This is a genomic window from Cyclobacteriaceae bacterium (genome assembly GCA_025808415.1).
In the GTDB taxonomy this organism is placed as follows: Bacteria; Bacteroidota; Bacteroidia; order Cytophagales; family Cyclobacteriaceae; genus UBA2336.
Genome location: CP075525.1, coordinates 2,914,563 through 2,937,251, shown reverse-complemented (window position 1 = coordinate 2,937,251; position 22,689 = coordinate 2,914,563). Strand labels below are relative to the sequence as shown.

Here is a 22,689-nt window from a genome sequence, read left to right as displayed (position 1 = left end):
AGCTAAAATGTCAATTTTAGCGTCAAAAGTGCATTTATTTTCTAAATGATGAAATGTTCAATTGGTAAAGATCGCCCCCTAATATTCCAAATTCCTTTTCGTCAACAATAAATATTTCATTGGCTGATGTAAACGCTATGCCGGCTTTATGGGAGTAGTTGCCGAGTTCTATTCTCATAATGTTTCCGGTGGAAAATCGACCATTATTGAAATCACTTATGAGCCATATTCTGCTGTGTCCTAAAAGCGCTAAGGTAGAGCCATCCGGACTTATGTCGGCACCAGTCACCCAATCGTCCATCATAGGCCCTTTTCCAAGGTATATACTATCAACTAATGTGGCTATGTGTTGCCCCGGGTTTTTTGGTAGGCGATAAACTTTGGTGTATCCTGTAAAAGGTGTAGTTCTGTTTTTGGTAAAAATGTAGAGCCAATCGTTATAAGCGATAAGGGCATCAGCATCAAAGTTTTGATGGGTTATGGCTGGCGGAAATTCATGCTGGTCTTCAAACGTGAAATTTATTATTTCAGCGTTGTAAATTTTTTCTGAAACTGATTCCGGGTTTTTTACAATCAATATTTTCAGATCCCTTCTGTCGTTTTTATTATTGCCAAAGGCACCAATGTAAAGATTGCCTTCTTTGTCCCGGGCCAGGTCCTCCCATCCTTTGTTTAGATTATTTAAGTAGAGTGTACGGATTAATTTGCCGGTATTATCAATACAATAAAGCACGGGGATACCGTCATCATTGTGTGTCCAGAAATTTCCCTGATCAGCAACTGCAAGGCCAGAAGCCTCATTGATTTGATTTGGCAGCATCCCGGTTTTAAGAAGAGAATTTTTTGGAACAATTATGGTTTTGATCGCTCTTCTTGGAAAAGAATCAATAATCATAAATTCAGTTCCTTTGCAAACATGAATTTGTAAAACAAGTAATGTAATTGCTAAGAATTTGATTTGGGACATTACTTTAGTGCGTTTTATGTTTATTAACGATTTATTGATTTGTGATAAACCCGTTCGTATATATCCAGGGTTTTCTCTGCCGCATGTTTCCATTGAAAATTTTGAACTTGCTTTAGACCTCTATGACAATAGTCTTCCAGAAGCGCAGGGTGTTCAAGCAGTTCATGTATCGCATCCCTTATATTTTCAACGCTGTTGGGGTCGATAAGTTTCGCGGCATCCCCGGCAATTTCTGGAAGGGCTGATGTATTGGAGGTAATAACGGGTACTCCACAGGCCATAGCCTCCAATAGCGGCATCCCGAAGCCTTCTGACAGGGAAGGGAATAGAAAGAGCTTGCTTAAAGAATAGAGATGCACCAGGTCATCCTGATCAATATATCCAGGAGCGTAAATTTTATTTATCAAGTTGAGCTCTCCGCTTTTCTTTAGATTATCAAGAATAAAGTCACGTGGTAACCCGGGAGTAACCAGGGGTAATGGGGCAGTTGATTTTTTTGCGTAGCCCAGGTAAGCTGCTAAAACGCGTTCGGGATTTTTCCGGGCTGATGTGTTGCCAAGAAAAAGGATAAAATTATCGGGAAGACAATATTTAATTCGTGTTTCCTTGAGTTTTTCAGCGTCAACAGTTTTTTTGAAAATTGAACTTACGCCATTGTGGATAACATGTACCTTTTCCTCTTCAATTTTCAGCCGCTCGACCATTCTTTTCTTTTCGTAATTTGAAACTGTAATAATAGCTTCACTTTTTTTGCATGCCTGAGGAACAATAATTCTGCGGTATAAATTTCCATACCGTTGGTAATAGGAGTCAGATTTAGGTATGGGATCTAAAAAAATAATATCGTGAAGGGTTTGAACAATGGGTTTGCTGCAATACAAGGGGGTGGTATTGCCAGTGCAGTGGAGTATATTCAGTTGTTCGTGCTTTGCGGCAACAGGTAAAAAAAATTGTTCAAAGTCAAAAAATAATTTACCTCTTACTGTCCTTATTGTAAAGTTCTTGCAATCGTACAATTTATTTTCATGGTTGTTCTGAGCTGCCAGAATAATAAACTGATGATTGGTTTTTATTTTGTGCAATTCATGGAGCAGTTCAACGGCTGCTATTTCAATGCCAAATCTCTTTTTCCTAAATAGCCGCTGAACCTCTATTCCAATTTTCATGAGTTTCGTTTTGCGATGAATGATCTCTTGGTTCCGTTTTTAAAGTGGGTAAGGTTCCATATAATCCCTTGGTAAAATGCTTTCAGGTGATCGAACTCTTTTTTGATAATAAAGCTAACGGTATTCTTAGGAAAGGATATGAGGATCAGAAAAAAAGGCCAAAAAATGCTTTTAATCCCCGACACGTTCCTTCGCATAAAGAGAATACGGTTACGTGTGAGGTAATATGTTTTTAAAACAGAATTTTTACCAACAGATAATGATTCTTTGTGGAAGATGGTTGCCTGGGGCTCATAATAGATTCTGTATCCTGCATTTCGAATCCGTTCAGACCAATCAAGTTCTTCGTAATACAAAAAGAACAAGTCAGCCATTGTTCCGGCCTTTTCAATTACTTCTCTTTTTAAAAACATAGCGGCACCATGAGCATAAGGTGTATAGCCCGGTGTATCATGTTGGCCTCGGTCAATCTCATGGTCGCCAATGCATTTGTTTCGGCCTGTGAATGGATTAATTGGAGTGAAACCTGCATATTGAATAATGTCTGGATGGGAGAAATACTTAATTTTTGGGCTGATAAGGCCAATTGAATTATCGTTTTGAAAGGATGCAATCAACTTCTCGAATAAATCCGGTGTAACCTCAGTGTCATTATTTACGAGAAAGATATAGTCGCCCTGTGCGACTGCGATCCCAGTATTGTTGCCGCCTGAAAACCCGAGGTTTTTTTTGTTTACGATTAGCTTAACATCTGGATAATTTTTAGAAATTATCGAAGTAGGATTCTCAATCGAAGCGTTGTCAACAACAATAATTTCAAAATTCCTGTAGGTCAGCTTTTTTGTGGATTCCAGGAATTCACACGTTACCTTTGTGTTATTAAAGTTTATGGTTATGATTGATATTAAAGGATGCCCGGGATTCATTTTGGCAGGAAAGTGGAGTCGATTTCTCTTTGCTTGTGTTCGGTATGGATAAATGTTTTGCCAGACCCTTTGGCCAGAAGTACAGATTGAATAGTTTTAAGAATTACAATCGGTAGGATAATCATTGATGTTAGAAGTTTCCTTGTGAAGAAAATTCGCGGTATTGATACCGTTAATGCTAGCAAATAAACGAGTGTGAGTGCACACCATCTGGTCGTGATTTCTTTATCCTGATATAAAAGTGTAAAGAAGATGCAAATGAACAGAAGACTGATCAGGCTGATAATTCTTGATGGGAGTATATTTTGAATAATAGCAGAATTAAAGAAATTAATATTTCCTTTTAAAAGCATTCGAAAACCTTTACTAAGATTTTTAATAAGTACGGAATATTGCCCTGCTATCCATCTCCTTCGTTGATTTTTGTAGGCTTCCGCTGACTCAACCTTTTCATCAAATAGAAGTAATCCCTTTTGATAGGTTACAGTATAACCACTTTCAAGTAGCGCGAGTTGTAAATCCCTATCTTCAACAACGGAATCAATTTTAGATACTTTATCTTTCAATAATTTGAATGGAAAGGCCATGCCAGACCCAATAAGGGCAGATGAAAGCCCCAATGCATTGCTTCCTTGCCTGAATAAGTGATTGTTAATGGCTTCACTTACTCCATCCAGCATTGCCATAGGGGTATTTAAGTTTTTGGCCACTCGTTGAGCTTGTATAATTATAAAACCGGCATTGAACAGATCATTTATATCTTTTAAAAAGTTCTTGGAAAGTATGTTGTCGGCATCAGCAATAATGGCAATGTCATAGCTTTCATCGATTTGTGAAAAGGCATAATTAAGTGACCTGCTCTTCATGCTCTTGTCAAAAACTACCGGGATTACAATCGCATCGGTGGATTTAAGTGTTTCTAGTGTTTCTTTTTGCAATGAATCGGCTATAACAACAACATCATAACTTGATTTTGGGTAATCAAGCTTCAGGAGTTCGTTGGTGGTGTGGATTATTACTTTATCTTCCTTATAACTCGGAACGAGTATGGCAATCCTTTTGAATGAAGTTGAACTCGGAACATTTTTTTTTTTATAAAGATGGCCTGCAATAGCGAGGGCCAATACGTATAACGTGTTGATGCAAAAGAATACAAAAATCAGTAGTTCAAACATGGAGAGATCCAGGACTCAGATTTACGGTTAAACCTTCTCCTTTTGCAACAAAGCAGGAAACGTTTTAAAAATAATCTTCATATCCCCTAAGAAGGAATTGTTCATCGCGTATTCCATATCCAGTTGTATACGCTCTTCAGGCGACATGTCATCTTTGCCACGCTTGGTAATCTGCCAAAGTCCGGTTAAACCTGCAGGGGCCAAAAAGCGCCAGGCGATTTGATCCTTAGTCAACTTCTCTGCCTCATATAATGGCAGTGGACGGTTGCCCACTAGTGACATGTCGCCTTTCAGTACATTCAGCAATTGGGGTATCTCGTCCAGACTGGTTTTGCGAAGGAACATACCAAATTTAGTAATCCTGGGATCATCCTTGATTTTAAAGAATACAGTATCGCTCTCATCCGTGCCATACTGGTTAAGCGCTGCGAATTTTTTCAGTTCCTGATCAGCTCCCGCACGCATGGAGCGGAATTTATAGAAATCAAAAATTTTGTAACCGGCTCCGGCACGTTTTGAAATATAAAACACTGGCCCCTTCGATTCCAGTTTTATGATTAAGGCAATGAGCAGAAGCACAGGGGAAAGTATTATAATCGCTGAAAGCGCTGCTGCAATATCCACTGTACGCTTCAATCTCCATAACTTAACTTTTGGTATTGTTTTGGGTCGCTGCGATTTTAATATGCTCTCGCGATTAGCCTTGTAGATTTTTAGTTTCCTGATAATATCGATGCGCTTCAGCAAGCTGTAGTTGATTGCGCCAAACAAGTAGTCATCAACATGCAATTGTTCGGCTTTGCATTTGGCTTCAGGATCGAACTTGCCGGTGAATAAAATATAAGGTATGCAATGCGCGGCCAATGTGTCGTGCAGATTTTGTAATTGTTCTTTGTCCGCATCGGCATCAACAAATACCGCAGAAGGCTTGATTGTTTCGTTAGTGATTTTTTGAACAGCATCATCAGCCGTCAAAAACGAAATAAATGTGTTGTCTAGCTGAAAGTCTTCGAACTGAACGCTGTATTTGGCTTTGATTTTAACAATATAGTAAGTCACCAATTGTTTTTCAGGAATTTGTAATTCTGCCTCCTGGCCAAATACAGGGGTAGGATTTGCTGATATTTTCAGGGTATCGGCACTCATTTTTTAGTGATGAGAGGTTTTAAAAAAATCTCTTTTACCCGGCTCACCAAATGCTGGGGTTCAAAGGGTTTTATAAAGTAATCTACTGCGCCAAGATCGAGACATTCTTTTCTTTTTCTTGGGTCTTCAAAGCTAGACAAAATTATAACAGGAATATCTTTATACAATCCACTTTGCTTCAGGTTTTCTAACAGTTGTACACCATCCAGCGAGGGCATTCGAATGTCGGAAATAATCAAGTCAGGAGTATTTCCGGATGAAAGCCAGGAGAGTGCTTCCATGCCATCATTCATGATAATAACTTCGTACTTGGTGCCGAGGATTTTCTCCAGCAGCCAGCACAAAGGTTCGTCATCTTCGATGACCAATACCTTCTTCATGGTTCACAGTTAAGTAAAACAAACGTGCTTTAAAGCCCTGGATTAAAGGCGGGGATTTAAAGCCAAAACCTATAGACAAACAAACTTACTAAAAATTTCTATTTATTGAAGCCACACTCCATTCGTTTTGCCTGTAAAAGGTAAACTGAATTACCTTCAAAATTAATTTTAAAGCCTGCGGAGAGGGTTATGCGAAGGTTATTAGAGGGTTATTAGAGGGTTATTATTTGCTTAACGGGCATTATTGGGCCATCCATAGTGCTTTTTCGGGTGATTTTACCCGTTGGTGTATATTGGAAGCTGGCAATAAGCACAATTTTTCGAGGCCTTTGGAATTTTTCAGGAATAGACGCAACAGCTTCCTTTAATTTAATGAGGTCGTTTAGGTCGAGGTAATGGCCTTCTATATATAAGGCTACAAGTTCCCCCAATTGGTTATCTGGAAGCCTACCAATGAAGTAGTTATAGCGAACTGAGAGGTTTTGGAATGCCACTTCCAGCAAAGATTCCACAAATTCCGCATAAATTTTAACCCCACCTGAATTGATGACATTATCAGCCCGACCTAACCACTGAAAGCCGTTTTCATGGATTTGAACCACATCATTGGTGATTATCGCGTCAGGTTGAATAGGGTCAGTTACGACCAGGCAGCCCCGGCTATCCAGTGAAAGTGTTACCCCGGGTAAGGGAATAAAAAGATCTGAAGCCTCGGTAGGGTTCAGGCGTTTAAGGGCGATATTAGAAAGGGTTTCCGTCATGCCAAAAGTCTCGTAAACCGGGCATGCTAAGGAATTTATACTGGCCTTTAATTTCAGGTTTACGGTTGCACCACCTACCAATATTGCTTTCATGGTGTTCAACCTGTTTGTGTACAGAGGGTTGTCTACCAGGGTTTGAAGTTGGAGCGGGGCCACGGCCACGAAATCTATTTGAAAATCTTCGGGTATTTGCCGAAAAGGGTCTGAGGAGGGACCAACGGCTATAATTTTCATCTGATGTTCCAGCGCCCTCACCAGCATCATTTTACCGGCAACGTACTTCGTGTTCAGGCATACCAAAGCAGTAATGCCCGGTCTCAAACCAAGTGCATTTACCGTTCGGGCAGCGCTGGCCTTCAACTGATTACGGGTAAAGGTTATGCTTTTGGGTGAACCCGTGGAGCCGCTTGTTTGCAGAGTGAACTCATTCCCCCCCGACAACCATGCCGCTATGAAACTAAAAGTTGATGCTTCGAATTCAGATACTGCTTTCGCATTGCCGCTACATAAGGCATCGATCGAAACTTCACCTTGGTTAATCCAGATGGAATCAAAAGGATAGTTCACATCAGGTGTCGTTTACAAGTCATCAAGGTCGCGCTCAAACCGGGTTAGTATCAAAGCTTCTTTGGCTGAGAAACCGCAACACGATTCGGCCACCTGCTTGACAACGCGCTTTGCCTTCTCTTTAAGTTCAGGGGTGAGGTTACTTTTATACTTCTTGAAATCCATCATTGCCTCTTTGTAGGCATCTTCAAGCGAGGGCTGGGTAACTTCATCCAATAACTCAAATCTGCTTTGGGCCACCCATGAATCGTAATCGAGTTCTTTTTGGATAATATCGTTGAAAGCCATGCGTTCAGTTGAACTTAACCCTTTATCGGCCTTTGCAATAACGTACGCCACTTCGGCAATGGAACGATAGATTTCGCGCTTTTGGATGTCCATAAATTTACTTTCTGCGTTACGGGAATTTAGGAAATTTATCCCAGTTAGGCTCGCGCTTTTCTAAAAAGGCATTCTTGCCTTCTTTGGCTTCGTCACTAAGGTAGTAAAGAAGCGTTGCATTGCCGGCCAGTTCCTGAATTCCGGCCTGTCCGTCAAGCTCGGCATTGAACGAGGCTTTTAACATGCGTATGGCCAACGGACTTTTAGCGATAATTTTTTTGCACCAGGCAACATAGGTTTCTTCGAGTTGATCCAGCGGAACAACTTTGTTTACAAGTCCCATGTGAAGTGCTTCCTGTGCATCATACTGATCGCACAAGTACCAGATTTCACGCGCTTTTTTCTGTCCTACAATCCTGGCCAAGTAGGAGGCACCGAAACCCCCATCGAAACTACCCACTTTTGGACCCGTCTGGCCAAAGCGTGCATTTTCAGCAGCGATGGAAAGATCGCAAACCACATGCAGTACATGTCCACCGCCAATAGCCCAGCCGGCCACGGCTGCAATAACCGGTTTAGGAATTGAACGAATCAGCTTTTGTAGATCAAGCACATTGAGGCGAGGCGTGGCATCCTGTCCAACGTATCCACCATGCCCGCGAACACTCTGGTCGCCACCACTGCAAAAGGCTTTGCCACCTTCACCGGTTAAAACCACTACACGAATGTCTGCATCCTCACGGCAGATGTACATGGCATCAATCATTTCCTGCACTGTGAGGGGTGTGAAAGCATTGTGTACCTGTGGGCGGTTTATGCTGATGCGGGCGATACCTTCATATTTATGGAACAAAATTTCTTTGTACTCTTTAATCGGTTTCCAGGGATACTTAAGATTCATAGCTTAATTTTATTTTCTTCTTTAACTCCTCAAAAATAGTTTTGTTTAGCTCGTGCTCGGTTTCAAGTTCCAGGATTTTTGTGCTGCCATCAAAATCAAAAAAATCCTTGAGCGTGTTTTTTATTTTTCTTTTGTTATCGATTTTCAGGTAATCGAATCCAAATTCTTCACATAATTTTTTTGCTGAAAGGGTTTGCCGGGTTACAAAGTACTCTCCCGCTTCGGGCAAGGCTGCGGGGCCGTCAATCAGGTTAAAAATAGTGCCGCCATGATTGTTTAGTACAACTGCCCTGAAGTTCGGAATCAGGTAATTATGCCAGAAGGCATTGCGGTCATAGAAAAAAGCCATGTCACCGGTAATTAAAATAGTTGGTGACTCTGTGGCCAGGGAATGCCCCACTGCGGTACTGGTGCAACCATCTATGCCGCTGGTGCCCCGGTTGCTGAATACCTCAATGCCTTTTTGTGCAGCGGTAAGACCGATAAAGTTGGCATAGCGCACGCTCATGGAGTTGGCCAGGTGAAGGTTGCAGGGTGAAGGGAGTTGTTGCAGGATTTCTTTCACCAATTCAAGTTCGCCACAGTTTTCCTGTGGAAAGAATTCTTTTAGCAAGCGCTCGGTCTTCCACTCTTCTACACTCCAAAGTTTTTGATAATTGCTCTTTTTTTGTTGACCGAAATTTCCCGGGCTGTCGAGTGAATCCAGGAAATTGAAAAACTCAGCGGGTTCGGTATGGATAATGCGTGTCAGGCTTTGAAAGCTATCGGCAGGGATGCCCGCAGGTTGTATATGCCAATGTGCCTGTGCTGGAAACTGGCGAAGAAAAAGCTTTAAGTTCTTTGAAATTACCGATTCACCAAACGTAATCAATAATTCCGGTTGAAGTGATTTTCTGATTTCATCCGTGGCTTGTCCCAAAAACAAATCGGCATGCCTTATTAAATCTTCAACGAGATGTAAGTTGGAAATGACATCCCCGGCAAGGGGCAGATTATGTTTGCGGCAAACCTGTTCGAGTAACTTAGCTGTGGGTTCATGATACGTTTGCTGTCCGGCAACCATCAATACTTTGTTGTAACCTTCAAGTTCCTTTGCAAGTTGTTTACGCAAACCTTTTGCCAAACTCAGCTCGCTTTGTGCAGGTTCGATTGTACGAACGGATTTGGTATAAGTAAAATCTTCTGAAGCGTTAGGGTATAAAGGCTCGCGAAACGGGGCATTGATATGCACCGGCCCTTGCGGATGCGCATGGGCTTCGTTAATGGCTTCATTTACAATCCGGTTAATGGCCCACATGCTGTCGGGGTGTTCGTAATCCTGTGGGAGTTGAAAAGACCTCTTTACATGTTTTCCGAAAATATTTTCCTGGTAAATGGTCTGGCCATCCTGTTGACCAATCCATTCCGTTGGCCGATCGGCAGTAAAAATCAAAAGTGGTGTTTTTGAGAAGCAGGCCTCGGCCACAGCCGGGGCAAAATTATATACCGCTGTGCCAGAGGTGCACAGCAGTACGGAGGCTTGTTTGGTTTGCTGCGCCATGCCTAACCCCGTGAATGCAGCGGTTCGCTCGTCACTGAAAATTTTACAATTCAATTGAGGATGTCGGGTAAAAGCAAGCGTTAGTGGGGCACAACGGGAGCCGGGGGAGAGGACCACATGTTTCAAACCCTTGCGAGCGCATAATTCGGCAAGATCATATATGGGCTGAAAACGTGTCATGCAAATTTTAGCGGATAACCTGAAGCAAGGTATTCATTTTCATCTCTGTTTCTTCCCATTCTTTTTCAGGAACAGAGTCGGCTGTAACGCCTGCGCCTGCATATAACCAGGCTTGATCGGCAAAGAGTTTTGTGCACCTCAGGTTTACAAAAAGATAACTCCCTTCCTGCATGTTTACCGGGCCAAGAAAACCGGAATAGAACTCGCGTGGATAACCTTCTTGTTCCAGCAGGAATTTACGGGTGGTTTCTAACGGAGTACCGCATACCGCTGAAGTGGGGTGGAGGAGTCGCAACATAACCGAGCCTAATTGTGGAAAGTTGGTGGCTTTCATATCCACTGAGAAATCGGTTTTCAGGTGCATCAGGTTTCCGGCCACTACAGTTTTAGGCCCGTGCTCTTCAAACTCCCTTAGCCTTATTTTTTTAAAACAATTGATGATGTAGCGGCTTACCAATGCCTGCTCCTCAATTTCTTTCTGTGTCCAGGCAACGTGTTTGAGGTTTGTTCCCGGTTGGTAGGGTTGTGTACCTGCCAATGCCACGGTGCGGAAAATATTCTTCTCAACGGCTACCAATATTTCAGGCGAAGCACCCAGCCATGCACCGTATTTGGGGGTATATACAAATGAAACCAATGCATTGGGATAAGCACGTTCCATTCGTACAAGTGCTTCAGCAATATCAAATGTTGGCGAAAGTTCAATGGCTTTGCAACGCGAAGGCACGATTTTTTCAGCATGGCCAAGTTCAATCTGGTTTATGCTCTTCTGTACAAGTTCTAAAAAATCTATGGGGTGTTTAACAGCCCTTGCTTCAGGCAGTTTGGGTTTGCTGTCAATGCCTGGCTGGTCAGCAATATTCTTTAGCAGCCATTCCATGGCTTTGACGGATAGCGGTTCATCGGTTTTAAGTTTACCGTTATCAAACACAAAATGAATATCCGATTTAATGAAGATGCCCGGTTGATGAGGATCAAAGGGATGAAAAATAAAACCTTGGCCGTTTTCTTCGAACGAGTCAACCAACTGATAATATTCCGGTTTTATGGTAAGGATAACATGCGTATTGTTCGAGTCAGGCAGTCGCCAGGCGGCCATGGAATAATCGTGCTCCATAGAAAAATGGATGAGCTTATTCAACAACTCCTCCAGGTCAACAGGGATATCAACAGTTTCTGCGAGTACTTGAGCTTGGTCCATGGTTAACGCTTATCAATAACCGCCATCGTGATGCGGCTTATGCAAATCAATTCTTCTTTTTCATTGGTGATCCGGATTTCCCAAACGTGGGCCCGTTTACCAATGTGTATTGGCCTTGTGGTCCCGGTAACTACTCCAGCCTTAATTGCTTTAAGGTGGTTGGCATTTATATCCAAGCCTACACAGTATTGAATTGCAGTATCGATACAACAATGTGCGGCAACACTGCCCAACGTTTCAGCTAATGCCACGGAAGCACCGCCATGAAGTAAACCGTAAGGTTGATGGGTGCGGTGATCAACCGGCATGGTGGCTGATATGTATCCATCACCGATTTCCGTAAACACGATACCGAGATGTTCAACCATGGTATTAACCGACATCGTATTCAGGGCTTCAAGTGTTACGTCAGGGTTAAATAAGGGCATTCGAAATAGTCGAAAGTGGTAAGTGAATTCTTTTTCTATTTTTGCGGCAGTTTTTAGGGTTCTTGCCTCAAAACAAGGCCAAAATAGGTACAAATTGAACACGAAAAAAATATACATTGTTCGCCACGGACAGACCGATTTTAACCTGCGGGGCATTGTGCAAGGCAGTGGGGTTGATAGCAGTTTGAACGACTTTGGCAGGGCACAGGCAAAGGCGTTTTACGATTCGTATAAGCATATCCTATTCGATAAAGTATATACCTCCGTCCTGAAGCGCACCATTGAATCAGTCGACTATTTCATACAATCGGGCATCCCGCATGAACGCCTTGCCGGGTTGAACGAAATATCGTGGGGGAAGAAAGAAGGGCAGCCTATTACACCGGAAGAAGATGCCTACTACCATTACATGCTTAGTCAATGGCAGAAGGGTGAAACACACCTTCGCATTGAGGGTGGTGAGAGCCCTGATGATGTAGTGAAGCGAATGAAGCCTGCTGTTGATCATATCATGCAACAGAAAGATGAACAGACTATTCTTATTTGCATGCATGGCCGCGCCATTCGGATATTGCTTTGCCACCTGTTGCGTTATCCATTAAGGAGCATGGATATGTTTGAGCATGAAAATACGTGCTTGTATGTATTGAACTATACCGGATCGATGTTTTCGGTTGAACGGTACAACGACACCGCCCATTTAGCCCAGTTGAAGAAAGCGCTTTCGGTAGTATAGTTTATGTTGATTTTTTAAGCTGAGCCAGTGCCGATTTTGCTTTGCTATCGATGCTGTTTTTGTAGGCGTGCTTCTTATAACTTATGGCTTTGTTGAAATATTTCTGAGCCTCTTCGTTGCGGCCCTCATCCCGTAGAATATAGCCCAATTGTAAGCAGGCATTGGGTGCAAAGTACCAATTTTCAGTTCCGTTCAAGTCAATGGTTTGTAAGTAAAACTGTTTAGCTTCCTGGTATTGATTTGACTTATGGTACAATCGGGCAAACCGGTAATAATATTCTGACTGCTCGCGGGTTGAGATCAACTCTTCTTTTTTTATTGATTTCAACACGCGAATGGCATCATCATAGTAGCCGCCATCCGTGCTGTACCTCGCTTTCGTTAGGGCTTTGTTTGAAAAATCATTTTCGGTAAGGCTTCGGGTTGCATACTTGTCAGCTTCGGCTGCTTCCCTACCATTTTTTTTGGCCAGTTCAAAATTGGCCTGTGCCTGTTCAGGCATGTTCATTAACCAATAGGAAAGGCCGATTTTATAGTAAGCATCTTTTATATAATTAGCGCCTTTATAGGTTTGGATAAAATTCCTGTACGACTGAATTGATTTAAGGTAATTACCCTGGTGCAGGTAGACTTCGCCCAGCAGGTAATCGGCATAAAATATGGGAAATCCATTCTTTTGCGCTTTGAGTTTTTCCAGTAATATCATAGCCATTTCACTAAATGAATTTTTTATGGCCAGCGATGCCCCAAGAAACATCACTAATTTGTTGTCGGGATTTTGATGGTGGAGATTTTCGAGGGCAACCAATGATGAGTCGGTTTGTTGAAAGACAAAACCTTGAATTAAATGATACAACAGGGTGGTTTCAAAACGAAGCGACTTTTCGTTTTCCTGAACGGCCTGCAATTGTAATAATCCGGTTTCTACCGAGCCTTTCATACCCAGCATACTCAAAACCCATTGATACTTTTCTGGTACGGAGCCAAGCATGATTTCCAATATGCCTGAAGTTTTTTGGAGGGGTATAAATTGAGGGTATTTCCGTAAACCTTCCTGGGTAAGTACATGGGCTTGACGGATACTCCAGGCGGAAGTAAAGTCATGCCCGAACTTGAGGTAAACAAAAGCCCATTGCAAGCGCAATTCGGCCAATGCAAAAATGCTTTCGGCTGTTGCCGGGCTTATCTTTTTTAACACGTCCACCCGCTTTTCATAGCGCTTTTCAAGGTCAGTAAACCGGGCAGCATCTTCCGAAATCAATAGTTCAAGTGCATCAGCCAATGAGTTGATGTAAATGGCCTGGGGCGTTGGTTGGTCCTGCAGCAAATGCCGGCCCTCATCCAGCCTTAGTTTAAGGCATAAATCGTAAGCTTGTTTATAGGGTTCTTTTTCCAACCATGATGGTTGAGCGATTGTGTTAGATGCCCATAAAAAAAGGCAGGCTAACAGGCCTGCCTTTTTAAATAATATGGTAGTAGAATTATCCAACCGTTTTCCTTCTGCGAACAGGCGTTGCAGGTGCGCCAGCTTTTTTAGGCTTGTCACTGTCATCCAGTGAGTCCATGTCCACATCGGCTAAGATACGACCAGAATGCTCATCAATTACAATCTTTTTCTTTTCACGGATTTCGGCAATTTTCTGAGGAGGGATGACGATGTTACAGCCCTCAGCTGCGCCACGTACTACGCGTACTACTGCTAAACCATTGGAAAGGCTCCCGCGTAAGCGTTCATAGTACTTTAAGAGCGTTTTGTCTTCAATTTTCTTTACGGCTTTGTCGCGTTCGGCCAGAAGTCTTTTTTCTTCTTCCTGGCTCTCCGCTAAGATGCCATCCAATTCTTTCTTTTTAATGTTCAGGTGCTCGCCACGCTCGGCAATAAGGGCTTCTGTTTTGGTAATCTCGTCTTTCTTGGCCTGGGTCAAGTCTTTACCCTCTTTGATGCGTTTTTCGCAGATCTGGATTTCGAGTTCCTGGAGTTCAACCTCTTTGGTGATGGCATCGAACTCGCGGTTATTCCTTACGTTCTTTTGTTGCTCGGAGTATTTTTTGATGAGTTTTTCGGCCTCTTTAATGCCTTCTTTGCTTTTTTTGATGTTTTCTTCTATTTCTTTCAGTTCGGCCTGGTGGCGTTCAAGTCGTGTATTGTACCCGGCCATCTCATCTTCCAGGTCTTGGACCTCATCGGGAAGGTCGCCTCTCAATTTTATCAGTTCGTCTAATTTGCTGTCGATGGTTTGCAGTTTAACAAGGGCTTCGAGTTTCTGTGCTACGGTCTGAGTTTCCATTTAGTATTTAATCTATAAGATAACGTACTGGATTCGTGCTGGTTCTGGAAAAATTGACTGCAAAAGTAGGAAATTTTTCTTTCAAAATACCGGTTAATAAATCTTTCGTAAACACCTCGCTTTCATAGTGCCCAATATCGGCTATAATAATCTGATTATCAGCATCAAAGAACTCATGGTATTTGAAATCAGCGGTGATGAAAACCTGTGCCCCGGAACGGATGGCAGAGGGGAGTAAAAAGCTGCCCGATCCCCCGCAAACAGCCACTTTCCGCACGGGCTTGTTTATCGCTTGGGTATGGCGGATAATCTGTAAGTCCATGCTTTTTTTCAGGTGTTTGAGGAAAACCACAGGCTCCATTTCCACTGCTAATTCGCCCACCATGCCAGACCCTACTTCCTGGTTTTCGTTCGCCAATGAGGTTATGTAATATGCCACTTCTTCATACGGATGGGACTTTTTCAAGGCGCTGAGAACTCCACCTTCCAAATGAGCAGGAAAAATAACTTCAGCCCTTACCTCCTGAACGGATTCCTGCTGGTTGGCCTTACCAATATGTGGGTTCGCTTCGTCATTTGGCATAAATGTGCCTGTTCCATTAACCTGAAAACTACAGTTCTTGTAATTACCAATTTGCCCTGCACCTGCGGCATATAAATGACTAAGCACCTTATCGGCTTGCTCCGTTGGAATAAAGGTTACCAGTTTCGTGAGGGTGTTGGGTTTGGGGGCCAGTATTTTCAGGTTTTGCAAACCTATTTTCTCGGCAATTTTTTTATTCACGCCACGGTGCACATTATCTAGGTTGGTGTGTATGGCGTAAATAGCCATGTCGTTTTTTATGGCTTTTACAATAGTTCGTTCAACGTAATTGCTTCCGGTTAATTTCTTTAATCCTTTAAAGATAATCGGATGGTGTGCTACGATAAGGTTGCAGTTTAGTGCAAGGGCTTCTTCAACCACATCTTCAGTGCAATCCAGTGTAACCACTAAACCCTTAACTTCCTGGTTTGGACTACCAGTTAAAAGCCCGCTGTTGTCATACGATTCCTGATAAGCGCGGGGTGCGATGGATTCCAGGTATTGGGTAATGTCAGATACTTTCATGAATCACCGGGTTAATCGTACTTTTGGTTTTCTAAACGAACAAAGCTACAATATTCATGTCTGTTTTGAAGCTTTTACTGTGGCCGTTGGCGGTTATCTACGATGTTGTTATGAACATCCGAAACCGTCTGTACGACCTTAAGCTAAAGCCTTCGGTCTCTTTTGCAATACCCATTATTGGGGTAGGCAACCTGGCCGTTGGCGGTACAGGTAAAACGCCAATGGTTGAATACATTATTCGCACCTTGGGTGGATCATTTAAACTTGCAACCCTTAGCCGTGGCTACGGCCGCAAGACTAAAGGCTTTCGGTTGGCAACGCCTGACGATACCCCTAAAACCCTGGGTGATGAACCCTATCAACTATTTAATAAATATGGTTCATCGGTAGTTGTTGCCGTGGGTGAAGACCGCGCGTATGCTATACCGCACCTATTGGATGGCAGACCTGACGTTCAGGTTATTGTGCTGGATGATGCCTTTCAACACCGTAGAGTAACCCCCGGGTTTTCCATTTTACTCTCCGAATACAGTAAACCTTTTTATGATGATCATGTGATGCCGTTTGGCAGGTTGCGTGAAGGGCCGGAGGGCGCAAACCGCGCAGATGTTATCATCATCACCAAGTGCCCTGAAAGCCTGAGTGAAAACGACAAGATGAAAATTATGTACCGGGTGCATGCTTATAGTAACAAACCGGTTTTCTTCACCACCATCCGTTATGGTGAGCCTCAGCCGCTGCTTAACTACGCTAAACCCTTTACTAAGCAGGTTATCTTGTTAACGGGTATCGCCATGCCTTTACCCTTAAAGGACTATGTGGTTAAGAATTTCACACTTGTAAAGCACCTCGAATTTCGCGATCACTATTTCTACACCAAAACCGATTTACAAACAATGGCCAAATTGGTAAGTGAGTTTAAAGAAGGTCAGGTTAGCATACTCACCACAGAAAAAGATAAAGTAAAACTGGAGAGTGACGAACTTAAATCCCTTGCCGAAAGCCTGCCCATTTTTTATTTACCAATTGAAATGAAATTTATCGGGAATGGTAAGGATTTTGATGTGTTACTGCATGATTTTGTAAATCGTGGTTAGACTTTTAACTGTGTGTTTGTTGCCCCTATCTTTGCGCGTGATTTTTTTCAGGTACCTATTCTTCTTTTTCGGCTTGATTCTGGCAATAACATTGCATGCGCAGGATGAAGAACCTGAAACCCGCACCCGGTCCTCCATAATTGATGATAGCACAAAACAGGTTTACGGCCCTACCACATCCCGATTGTTTTATGAGGAGGATATTTTTTTTAATCGCTGGGTCTCTTTTTCGATTGATACTGTAATCCGGAATTTTCACCGCTTCACTTTTGTAAACCGGTACAATAACCTTTACCAGGATTTGGGCAACATCGGCACGGCTATGCGTCCGGTATATTACGAAGTTCCGTCAACACTGGGGGCCACCGTTGGGTTTGACACGTATGATATTTACTGGGATGCCAACCCTGCAAAATATTACAATACACGGTCGCCTTATTCGAACATGAACGTGTTGTTGGGAGGCAATGGCCGTTCACTCACCAACATCCGGTATGCCCGAAATATAAACCCGCGTTGGAATTTTGGTTTTAACTACAACGGGCTTTTTATCGACAAACAAATACAACGGCAAGGTAAAGGCGACCGGAATGCCCGCAGCGAATCGTATGATCTACACATGAGCTATCATAACAAAGACAGTACCTATACTGCGCTGTTCAGTTTTAAAAGAATGTACCACCGCGTTTTTGAGTATGGTGGTGTTCGCACCGATGCCGGTTTTAGTTATGCCGATTTGTTTGAAGACAATGCCCAACCCTGGTTGATCAATGCTGAGAGCAATGTTTTGCGAAGGAATTACCATTTCTACCAGCAATACAAAGTGGGGGAAGCACTTCAGGTGTATCACCGGTTTGATAGTGACCGAAGGCGCCACCGCTTTTATGATAATTTAGCTGGCGAACCTTACCGGGATTTTTTTGATGCCATCATCATCGACAGTGCCCAAACACGCGACCAGGTAAAATTCAACACTATACGTAATGAAGGTGGGATAAAGGGCAACCTGTTAAAGCTGTTTTACAACGGTTATGTTGCGTTGCGAAACTTTTCGATGGATTACCGGTACTTTAACCAGAATGATTTTTTCATCCCTACAAAGGGTGTTGAATTTTATGTTGGCGGCCGAATGGCTCTTCAGCTTGATTCGCTTGTTGAGGTGCAAGGCTTACTCGAATCGATGCTGGATGCCCGGTACCGGGTTGAAGGTTCCATTAAAACGAAATGGTTTGCTGCTTCGCTTAAACGGTCGGTGGTAACACCAACTTTTTTGCAACAGGCCTACCGTGGAAGCCATGATATTTGGATGAACTATTTCAGTCCGGTAGAAACCAGTGAACTGAAGGGTAACCTGATCTATGAGTCGAACTGGTTGCGCCTTTACCCGGGCATTCGTCTGGCCACCTTCAGGAATTACGTGTTCTTCAAACAAGGGGATTTTGGTATTGATCAAACGGTACTGCCTGTTCAATCCTCTGGCTTTCAAACCCTGGCTTTGCCTGAATTATCGGTGCGTATAAATCCCTTTAAAAACACTACCCTGAGCGGGCAGGTGATATATGGCAAGATTCTTGAAAATGCCGATAATGCCATTCAGTTGCCTGAACTTTTTGTGAATGCGCAGTTGGCATATGCAAACATTTGGATCCACGGTAACTTTGATTTTCAGGTTGGGGTTGACTTGCACTGGAAGTCGGCCTATTATGCATACGGGTACGACCCTGTGATTCAGCAATTCCACACACAGCAAAGTTTCAGGAGTCCGTCTTTCCCGGTCATGGATGTTTTTCTGAATGCTAAAATTATACGGGGCAGGGTGTTTTTTAGATACAGTAATGTTTTAAAAGCATTTAACCCGTATGGAAATATACCCACACCTTTTTACCCGGGCGTGGTAAATGTATTTGATTTTGGATTCGATTGGTCGTTTTATGATTAAGGCCGCATAGGCTTCTTATTTATTCATGAAAGATAAATTTACACTAGGACTTGAACTGTCCACCGATCCGCGTTGGGTCGATGTTGCCGAAAAAAATATTGAAGATATTTTGGTTGATCATGCCTATTGTGAGCAAAAGGCAGCTTCATCGTGTATCTCGCTCATTGTTCAGTATCCTGACAAAGCAGCATTGGTGGAGATGCTGACACCGGTTGTAGCGGAAGAGTGGGGGCATTTTGAACGCGTTGTGGAAGAGCTAAGAAAGCGTGGCTATGCGTTGGGAAAGCAGCGCAAAGATGAATATGTGGAGGCCTTACATAAAACTATCCGTAAAGGTGGAAGCCGTGAACAGCAGTTGGTGGAAAAGCTTTTGATGAATGCCCTGATTGAAGCCCGTAGTGCCGAACGATTTAAGTTACTATGGAAAAATATTAATGACCCCGAACTGTCAAAGTTTTATTATGAACTGATGGTATCGGAGGCTGGCCATTACAAAAATTTTTTACAATTGGCCAAAACCTACAGGCCTGCTGATGAAGTAGATAAACGCTGGCGTGAGTTGTTGGAAGAGGAAGCAACGATAATGGCTACCCTTAAAGTCAGGGGAGATCGCATGCATTAGTAATTACGTTTTTTGCTTTTTCTTTTTTGCAGCCGGAAAGAGAACATTGTTCAAGATTAACCGATACCCGGGTGAATTGGGGTGTTGGTTAAGATCCGTTGGTTCTTCACCTACCTGGTGCTGGTAGTCTTCCGGATCGTGCCCGCCATAAAATGTCCAAAAGCCTTTGCCCAACACACCGTGCAGGTACTTGGCTTCCTTAATCTCTTTGTTTTCGGCCATAATCACTACTTCAGGTTTTATCAGGCTCTTTTTAAAGCCCGTAGTTTGGCCGAAGAATCCTTTTATGACCCGGGCATGGTTTTGTGTAAGCATGGTGGGGATGGGATCCCACTTGGCCGAAAACTCAAACAACGAAAAGTAATCGTTGGCCTGTCGCAGCCCACGTTCATTGGGTGGGTTATCGATCGAAGAAAATTCATATTGGTAAGGATCGCGCACCAGTTTGAAATCGGTAAACGCCAGTGTTTTATCAAAATCAATTTTTTCCTGTGCTTGCGGATCGGCCGGGTCGCCATCGAACATGCGTTCACAAATATCCACGCCTTCGGCAGCCAGGGCTATATCGTAACTGTCGGTGGCCGAACACATGGCAAACATAAATCCGCCACCGGCCACAAATTCTTTTATACGCTTGGCAACCGCCAGCTTTAATTGCGATACTTTATGAAAACCATTTCTTCGTGCCGTTTCTTCGGCATCGCGTTGGGCTTCAATGTACCAAGGCATGTTGGAAAACGAGCCATAAAACTTTCCATACTGCCCGGTAAAATCTTCATGATGCAGGTGAAGCCAATCGTATTTCGGCAATACACCGGCCAGTATTTCATCATCGTACACTACATCGTAAGGAATTTCGGCATAGGTAAGTACAAGGGTAACGGCATCGTCCCAGGGTTGGGCGGTTTTAGGAGAATACACCGCTATGCGCGGGTATTTCTCTAGTTTCATGATGTCGTAGTTCACGGCCGGGCTGGCAATTTCGCTTATGATCTGGTTGGCTTGTGCATCAGATATCACATCGAAACTTACCCCCCGTATCACCAACTCATTTTGAATGGCCGGATGATATTTAACCATAAAACTTCCACCCCGGTAATTCAGCAGCCAGTCCACCTCGGTTTCGCTCCGTAATATCCAATAGGCAATGCCGTAGGCCTTTAAATGGTTGGACTGCCGCTCGTCCATCGGTATAAAAATATAGTTAGCCCGCGCCACACTGCAAATCAGTATTAATGCTAACCATAATGAACCCCGCATACTGCCCATAACGCGAACGATGTAGTTTTACGTTTGTTATCTTTAAACAAATTTAGGTTCTTTTTATAAAAAGCCCCGAAAAATAAAAAAGCCGACCCTATGTGTAACATTTGGCCTGTATTGATCAACGTATTAGTGCTCTAAAACAGTTTATGAATATAGTAGAAAATATGCGGGAGGGTTTACGGTCGGTGCAGGCCAACCTGCTCAGGTCGGTACTAACTGCCCTTATTGTAGCCATTGGTATAACGGCCCTAGTAGGTGCTTTGACAGCCGTAGACGGTGTGGAGAAATCCATTAATAGCAGCTTATCCTCCCTGGGCGCAAATACGTTCGACATTACTTCCAAAACTAACCGTGGCGGAAGCACACAAGGGGTTACCGAGAAATTATACCCTAACCTGAAATTCAATGAAGTGATACGGTTTGCCAATCAATATGACTTTCCGGCAACGGTAAGTTTGTCGGCAAATTTAACCCAGATAGCGGAGGTGAAGCGCCTGTCAAACAAAACCAATCCTAACGTTACTGTTTTAGGGGCTAATGAAAACTACGTAACCATTAAAGGACTTGACATTGCGCAGGGCAGGAATTTCTCACCGATTGAGATTGAGTATGGAACACAGGTTGTAATTATCGGTCACAAAATTTTCACCACCTTATTCAAGGAAAATGAAAATCCCATTGGCGAGAAGATTTCTTTTCTCGGTGGACAGTTTAAGGTGATCGGTGTTATTGTTGAAAAAGGGCAATCATTTGAAGGAAATTTTGACAACATGGTTATTGTGCCTATTCGTGTGGCCAATCAAATGGCAAAAGGAAGGAGTTTATGGTACCGCTTAACCGTAGGTGTGGAGGATATTAATGAAGTCGACAATGCCATGGGTGAAGCTACCGGAGTTATGCGCAGGATACGGCAAGACCATGTGGGTAACGAAAATTCATTTCAGTTAGAACGGAGTGTATCGCTGGCCGAACGAACCGCGCAGTTGGCGGGCTACGTTCGTACAGCAGGATTTTTAATTGGTTTTGTTACCCTGTTGGGTTCATCCATCGCGCTCATGAATATTATGTTGGTTTCGGTAACAGAACGTACACGAGAGATTGGTGTGCGCAAAGCGTTGGGCGCAACGCCTCTGCGCATTCGGCAACAGTTTGTTACCGAAGCGATTGTGGTTTGTTTGCTGGGGGGTGCCTTAGGCGTATTGTTAGGCATAGGCATTGGCAACTTGGGCGCGCGCTTTTTGGGCATGGAAAGTTACATCATCCCCTGGGTGTGGATTTTCTTCGGGCTTTTTGTTTGCGTTTTGGTTGGACTGTTGGCCGGTTATTACCCGGCACACAAAGCATCCAAACTTGACCCTATAGAATCGCTGCGCTTCGAGTAGAAAAGTCAAAAATTAATCAGACCAATGAGGCGCTCAACGAAATGTTTGTGTTGAGCAGCTTTGAAATGGGGCAATTAGCTTTTGCGTTCTCGGCACAGTCATCAAATTTTTCTTTTGAAATACCGGGAATGTTTGCCTTCAACAAAAGATATGAGTTTGTTACCGACCCGTTTTCGAGCGTAATGGTGCAGGTGGTGGTTAACTCGGTAGGTTTAAAGCCGGCCTCACCCAGTACAAAGCTTAATTTCATGGTAAAGCAACCTGCATGTGCAGCGGCAATTAGTTCTTCAGGGTTAGTTCCAACGCCCTCTTCAAAACGCGAACTAAAAGAATATTGTGTTTTGTTTAGCACCGTGCTTTGCGTGCTTAAATGGCCATTACCTTCTTTGCCTGAACCTTGCCAAACGGCTGTAGCTTTTCGTTTCATATACGTTGGGATTTATTTTTGATTTAGCTTTGTGAAGCTACGTTAAACGCAAACAAAACCAAAGGAGAGATGCCAGAGCGGTCGAATGGGACGGTCTCGAAAACCGTTGTGCGGGCAACTGTACCGAGGGTTCGAATCCCTCTCTCTCCGCCATTTTTATCAAAT

Annotated in this window: 22 protein-coding genes and 1 tRNA gene; 6 read left to right on the top strand and 17 right to left on the bottom strand. The window is 43.2% G+C overall.

Translation table 11 applies throughout. From position 1 onward, the window contains the following. Positions 1-34 precede the first annotated feature (34 nt). The 12 genes from KIT51_13160 to KIT51_13105 form a co-directional block, all read right to left on the bottom strand. Positions 35-820 carry a hypothetical protein gene (locus tag KIT51_13160; protein ID UYN85810.1) on the bottom strand — a complete coding sequence of 262 codons (786 nt, stop codon included), beginning with the start codon at positions 818-820 and terminating at the stop codon, positions 35-37. A 170-nt stretch (positions 821-990) separates the two neighbouring features. Further along, on the bottom strand, positions 991-2,133 hold the full coding sequence (locus KIT51_13155; protein UYN85809.1) for a glycosyltransferase family 4 protein: 1,143 nt from the start codon (positions 2,131-2,133) through the stop codon (positions 991-993). Beyond that, the gene (locus KIT51_13150; protein UYN85808.1) at positions 2,130-3,059 is read right to left on the bottom strand and encodes a glycosyltransferase family 2 protein; all 930 of its coding nucleotides are present in this window, start codon (positions 3,057-3,059) and stop codon (positions 2,130-2,132) included. The genes KIT51_13155 and KIT51_13150 overlap by 4 nt, the downstream gene beginning before the upstream one ends. Beyond that, the gene (locus KIT51_13145) at positions 3,056-4,234 is read right to left on the bottom strand and encodes a glycosyltransferase (GenBank protein ID UYN85807.1); all 1,179 of its coding nucleotides are present in this window, start codon (positions 4,232-4,234) and stop codon (positions 3,056-3,058) included. Before KIT51_13145 ends, KIT51_13150 begins: the two co-directional genes overlap by 4 nt. 27 nt (positions 4,235-4,261) lie before the next feature. Further along, entirely contained in the window at positions 4,262-5,380 is a 1,119-nt protein-coding gene (locus KIT51_13140; GenBank protein ID UYN85806.1) for a sugar transferase, read from the bottom strand. Beyond that, positions 5,377-5,760 carry a response regulator transcription factor gene (locus tag KIT51_13135; protein UYN85805.1) on the bottom strand — a complete coding sequence of 128 codons (384 nt, stop codon included), beginning with the start codon at positions 5,758-5,760 and terminating at the stop codon, positions 5,377-5,379. The genes KIT51_13140 and KIT51_13135 overlap by 4 nt, the downstream gene beginning before the upstream one ends. Before the next feature lie 212 nt (positions 5,761-5,972). After that, positions 5,973-7,088 (bottom strand): AMP-binding protein, encoded by a 1,116-nt coding sequence (locus KIT51_13130; GenBank protein ID UYN85804.1) that lies wholly within the window; start codon positions 7,086-7,088, stop codon positions 5,973-5,975. Positions 7,089-7,100: 12 nt separating this feature from the next. Further along, on the bottom strand, positions 7,101-7,469 hold the full coding sequence (locus tag KIT51_13125) for a hypothetical protein (protein UYN85803.1): 369 nt from the start codon (positions 7,467-7,469) through the stop codon (positions 7,101-7,103). Positions 7,470-7,485: 16 nt separating this feature from the next. Continuing rightward, on the bottom strand, positions 7,486-8,310 hold the full coding sequence (menB, locus tag KIT51_13120; protein UYN85802.1) for a 1,4-dihydroxy-2-naphthoyl-CoA synthase: 825 nt from the start codon (positions 8,308-8,310) through the stop codon (positions 7,486-7,488). Further along, positions 8,300-10,030, bottom strand: coding sequence for a 2-succinyl-5-enolpyruvyl-6-hydroxy-3-cyclohexene-1-carboxylic-acid synthase (gene menD, locus KIT51_13115; protein UYN85801.1), 1,731 nt, complete (start codon positions 10,028-10,030; stop codon positions 8,300-8,302). Before menD ends, menB begins: the two co-directional genes overlap by 11 nt. A 7-nt stretch (positions 10,031-10,037) precedes the next feature. Continuing rightward, a complete protein-coding gene (locus KIT51_13110) occupies positions 10,038-11,231 on the bottom strand; it encodes a chorismate-binding protein (GenBank protein UYN85800.1) in 1,194 nt (397 codons plus the stop codon). Between the two features lie 2 nt (positions 11,232-11,233). Next, entirely contained in the window at positions 11,234-11,659 is a 426-nt protein-coding gene (locus KIT51_13105) for a hotdog fold thioesterase (GenBank protein ID UYN85799.1), read from the bottom strand. Positions 11,660-11,753: 94 nt separating this feature from the next. Here KIT51_13105 and KIT51_13100 point away from each other — a divergent pair, with 94 nt between their 5' ends. Next, entirely contained in the window at positions 11,754-12,395 is a 642-nt protein-coding gene (locus tag KIT51_13100) for a histidine phosphatase family protein (GenBank protein ID UYN85798.1), read from the top strand. 1 nt (position 12,396) lies between these two features. On the opposite strand, the gene KIT51_13095 is transcribed toward KIT51_13100, so the two are convergent. The 3 genes from KIT51_13095 to KIT51_13085 are packed head-to-tail and all read right to left on the bottom strand — an operon-like array spanning position 12,397 to position 15,791. Continuing rightward, entirely contained in the window at positions 12,397-13,941 is a 1,545-nt protein-coding gene (locus KIT51_13095; protein ID UYN85797.1) for a tetratricopeptide repeat protein, read from the bottom strand. Then, positions 13,877-14,683, bottom strand: a complete 807-nt coding sequence (locus KIT51_13090) for a hypothetical protein (GenBank protein UYN85796.1) — start codon at positions 14,681-14,683, stop codon at positions 13,877-13,879. The genes KIT51_13095 and KIT51_13090 overlap by 65 nt, the downstream gene beginning before the upstream one ends. A gap of 7 nt (positions 14,684-14,690) precedes the next feature. Then, complete coding sequence (locus tag KIT51_13085; GenBank protein ID UYN85795.1) at positions 14,691-15,791, bottom strand: Nif3-like dinuclear metal center hexameric protein; 1,101 nt, start codon at positions 15,789-15,791, stop codon at positions 14,691-14,693. Between the two features lie 56 nt (positions 15,792-15,847). Here KIT51_13085 and lpxK point away from each other — a divergent pair, with 56 nt between their 5' ends. The 3 genes from lpxK (at position 15,848) to KIT51_13070 (ending at position 19,449) form a co-directional block, all read left to right on the top strand. Then, complete coding sequence (lpxK, locus tag KIT51_13080; protein ID UYN85794.1) at positions 15,848-16,888, top strand: tetraacyldisaccharide 4'-kinase; 1,041 nt, start codon at positions 15,848-15,850, stop codon at positions 16,886-16,888. Between the two features lie 73 nt (positions 16,889-16,961). Further along, positions 16,962-18,827, top strand: a complete 1,866-nt coding sequence (locus KIT51_13075) for a hypothetical protein (protein UYN85793.1) — start codon at positions 16,962-16,964, stop codon at positions 18,825-18,827. Between the two features lie 25 nt (positions 18,828-18,852). Then, positions 18,853-19,449 carry a tRNA-(ms[2]io[6]A)-hydroxylase gene (locus KIT51_13070; protein UYN85792.1) on the top strand — a complete coding sequence of 199 codons (597 nt, stop codon included), beginning with the start codon at positions 18,853-18,855 and terminating at the stop codon, positions 19,447-19,449. A gap of 3 nt (positions 19,450-19,452) precedes the next feature. Here KIT51_13070 and KIT51_13065 read toward each other — a convergent pair whose 3' ends face one another. Then, the gene (locus KIT51_13065) at positions 19,453-20,709 is read right to left on the bottom strand and encodes an asparagine synthetase B (protein UYN88591.1); all 1,257 of its coding nucleotides are present in this window, start codon (positions 20,707-20,709) and stop codon (positions 19,453-19,455) included. A gap of 152 nt (positions 20,710-20,861) precedes the next feature. Here KIT51_13065 and KIT51_13060 point away from each other — a divergent pair, with 152 nt between their 5' ends. After that, positions 20,862-22,097, top strand: coding sequence for an ABC transporter permease (locus KIT51_13060; protein UYN85791.1), 1,236 nt, complete (start codon positions 20,862-20,864; stop codon positions 22,095-22,097). Between the two features lie 16 nt (positions 22,098-22,113). On the opposite strand, the gene KIT51_13055 is transcribed toward KIT51_13060, so the two are convergent. Beyond that, on the bottom strand, positions 22,114-22,524 hold the full coding sequence (locus KIT51_13055) for an OsmC family peroxiredoxin (protein UYN85790.1): 411 nt from the start codon (positions 22,522-22,524) through the stop codon (positions 22,114-22,116). Between the two features lie 63 nt (positions 22,525-22,587). Here KIT51_13055 and KIT51_13050 point away from each other — a divergent pair. Beyond that, positions 22,588-22,677 (top strand) — tRNA-Ser (locus KIT51_13050). Positions 22,678-22,689: the final 12 nt, after the last annotated feature.

Bases quoted from the DNA above. Each gene is read 5' to 3' on its own strand.
- KIT51_13150 (UYN85808.1), bottom strand. From the start codon at position 3,059: ATGAATCCCGGGCATCCTTTAATATCAATCATAACCATAAACTTTAAT.
- KIT51_13135 (UYN85805.1), bottom strand. From the start codon at position 5,760: ATGAAGAAGGTATTGGTCATCGAAGATGACGAACCTTTGTGCTGGCTG.
- KIT51_13090 (UYN85796.1), bottom strand. From the start codon at position 14,683: ATGGAAACTCAGACCGTAGCACAGAAACTCGAAGCCCTTGTTAAACTG.
- KIT51_13105 (UYN85799.1), bottom strand. From the start codon at position 11,659: ATGCCCTTATTTAACCCTGACGTAACACTTGAAGCCCTGAATACGATG.
- KIT51_13140 (UYN85806.1), bottom strand. From the start codon at position 5,380: ATGAGTGCCGATACCCTGAAAATATCAGCAAATCCTACCCCTGTATTT.
- menB (UYN85802.1), bottom strand. From the start codon at position 8,310: ATGAATCTTAAGTATCCCTGGAAACCGATTAAAGAGTACAAAGAAATT.
- KIT51_13155 (UYN85809.1), bottom strand. From the start codon at position 2,133: ATGAAAATTGGAATAGAGGTTCAGCGGCTATTTAGGAAAAAGAGATTT.
- menD (UYN85801.1), bottom strand. From the start codon at position 10,030: ATGACACGTTTTCAGCCCATATATGATCTTGCCGAATTATGCGCTCGC.
- KIT51_13110 (UYN85800.1), bottom strand. From the start codon at position 11,231: ATGGACCAAGCTCAAGTACTCGCAGAAACTGTTGATATCCCTGTTGAC.
- KIT51_13160 (UYN85810.1), bottom strand. From the start codon at position 820: ATGCTGCCAAATCAAATCAATGAGGCTTCTGGCCTTGCAGTTGCTGAT.
- KIT51_13085 (UYN85795.1), bottom strand. From the start codon at position 15,791: ATGAAAGTATCTGACATTACCCAATACCTGGAATCCATCGCACCCCGC.
- KIT51_13070 (UYN85792.1), top strand. From the start codon at position 18,853: ATGAAAGATAAATTTACACTAGGACTTGAACTGTCCACCGATCCGCGT.
- KIT51_13055 (UYN85790.1), bottom strand. From the start codon at position 22,524: ATGAAACGAAAAGCTACAGCCGTTTGGCAAGGTTCAGGCAAAGAAGGT.
- KIT51_13060 (UYN85791.1), top strand. From the start codon at position 20,862: ATGAATATAGTAGAAAATATGCGGGAGGGTTTACGGTCGGTGCAGGCC.
- KIT51_13065 (UYN88591.1), bottom strand. From the start codon at position 20,709: ATGCGGGGTTCATTATGGTTAGCATTAATACTGATTTGCAGTGTGGCG.
- KIT51_13145 (UYN85807.1), bottom strand. From the start codon at position 4,234: ATGTTTGAACTACTGATTTTTGTATTCTTTTGCATCAACACGTTATAC.
- lpxK (UYN85794.1), top strand. From the start codon at position 15,848: ATGTCTGTTTTGAAGCTTTTACTGTGGCCGTTGGCGGTTATCTACGAT.
- KIT51_13125 (UYN85803.1), bottom strand. From the start codon at position 7,469: ATGGACATCCAAAAGCGCGAAATCTATCGTTCCATTGCCGAAGTGGCG.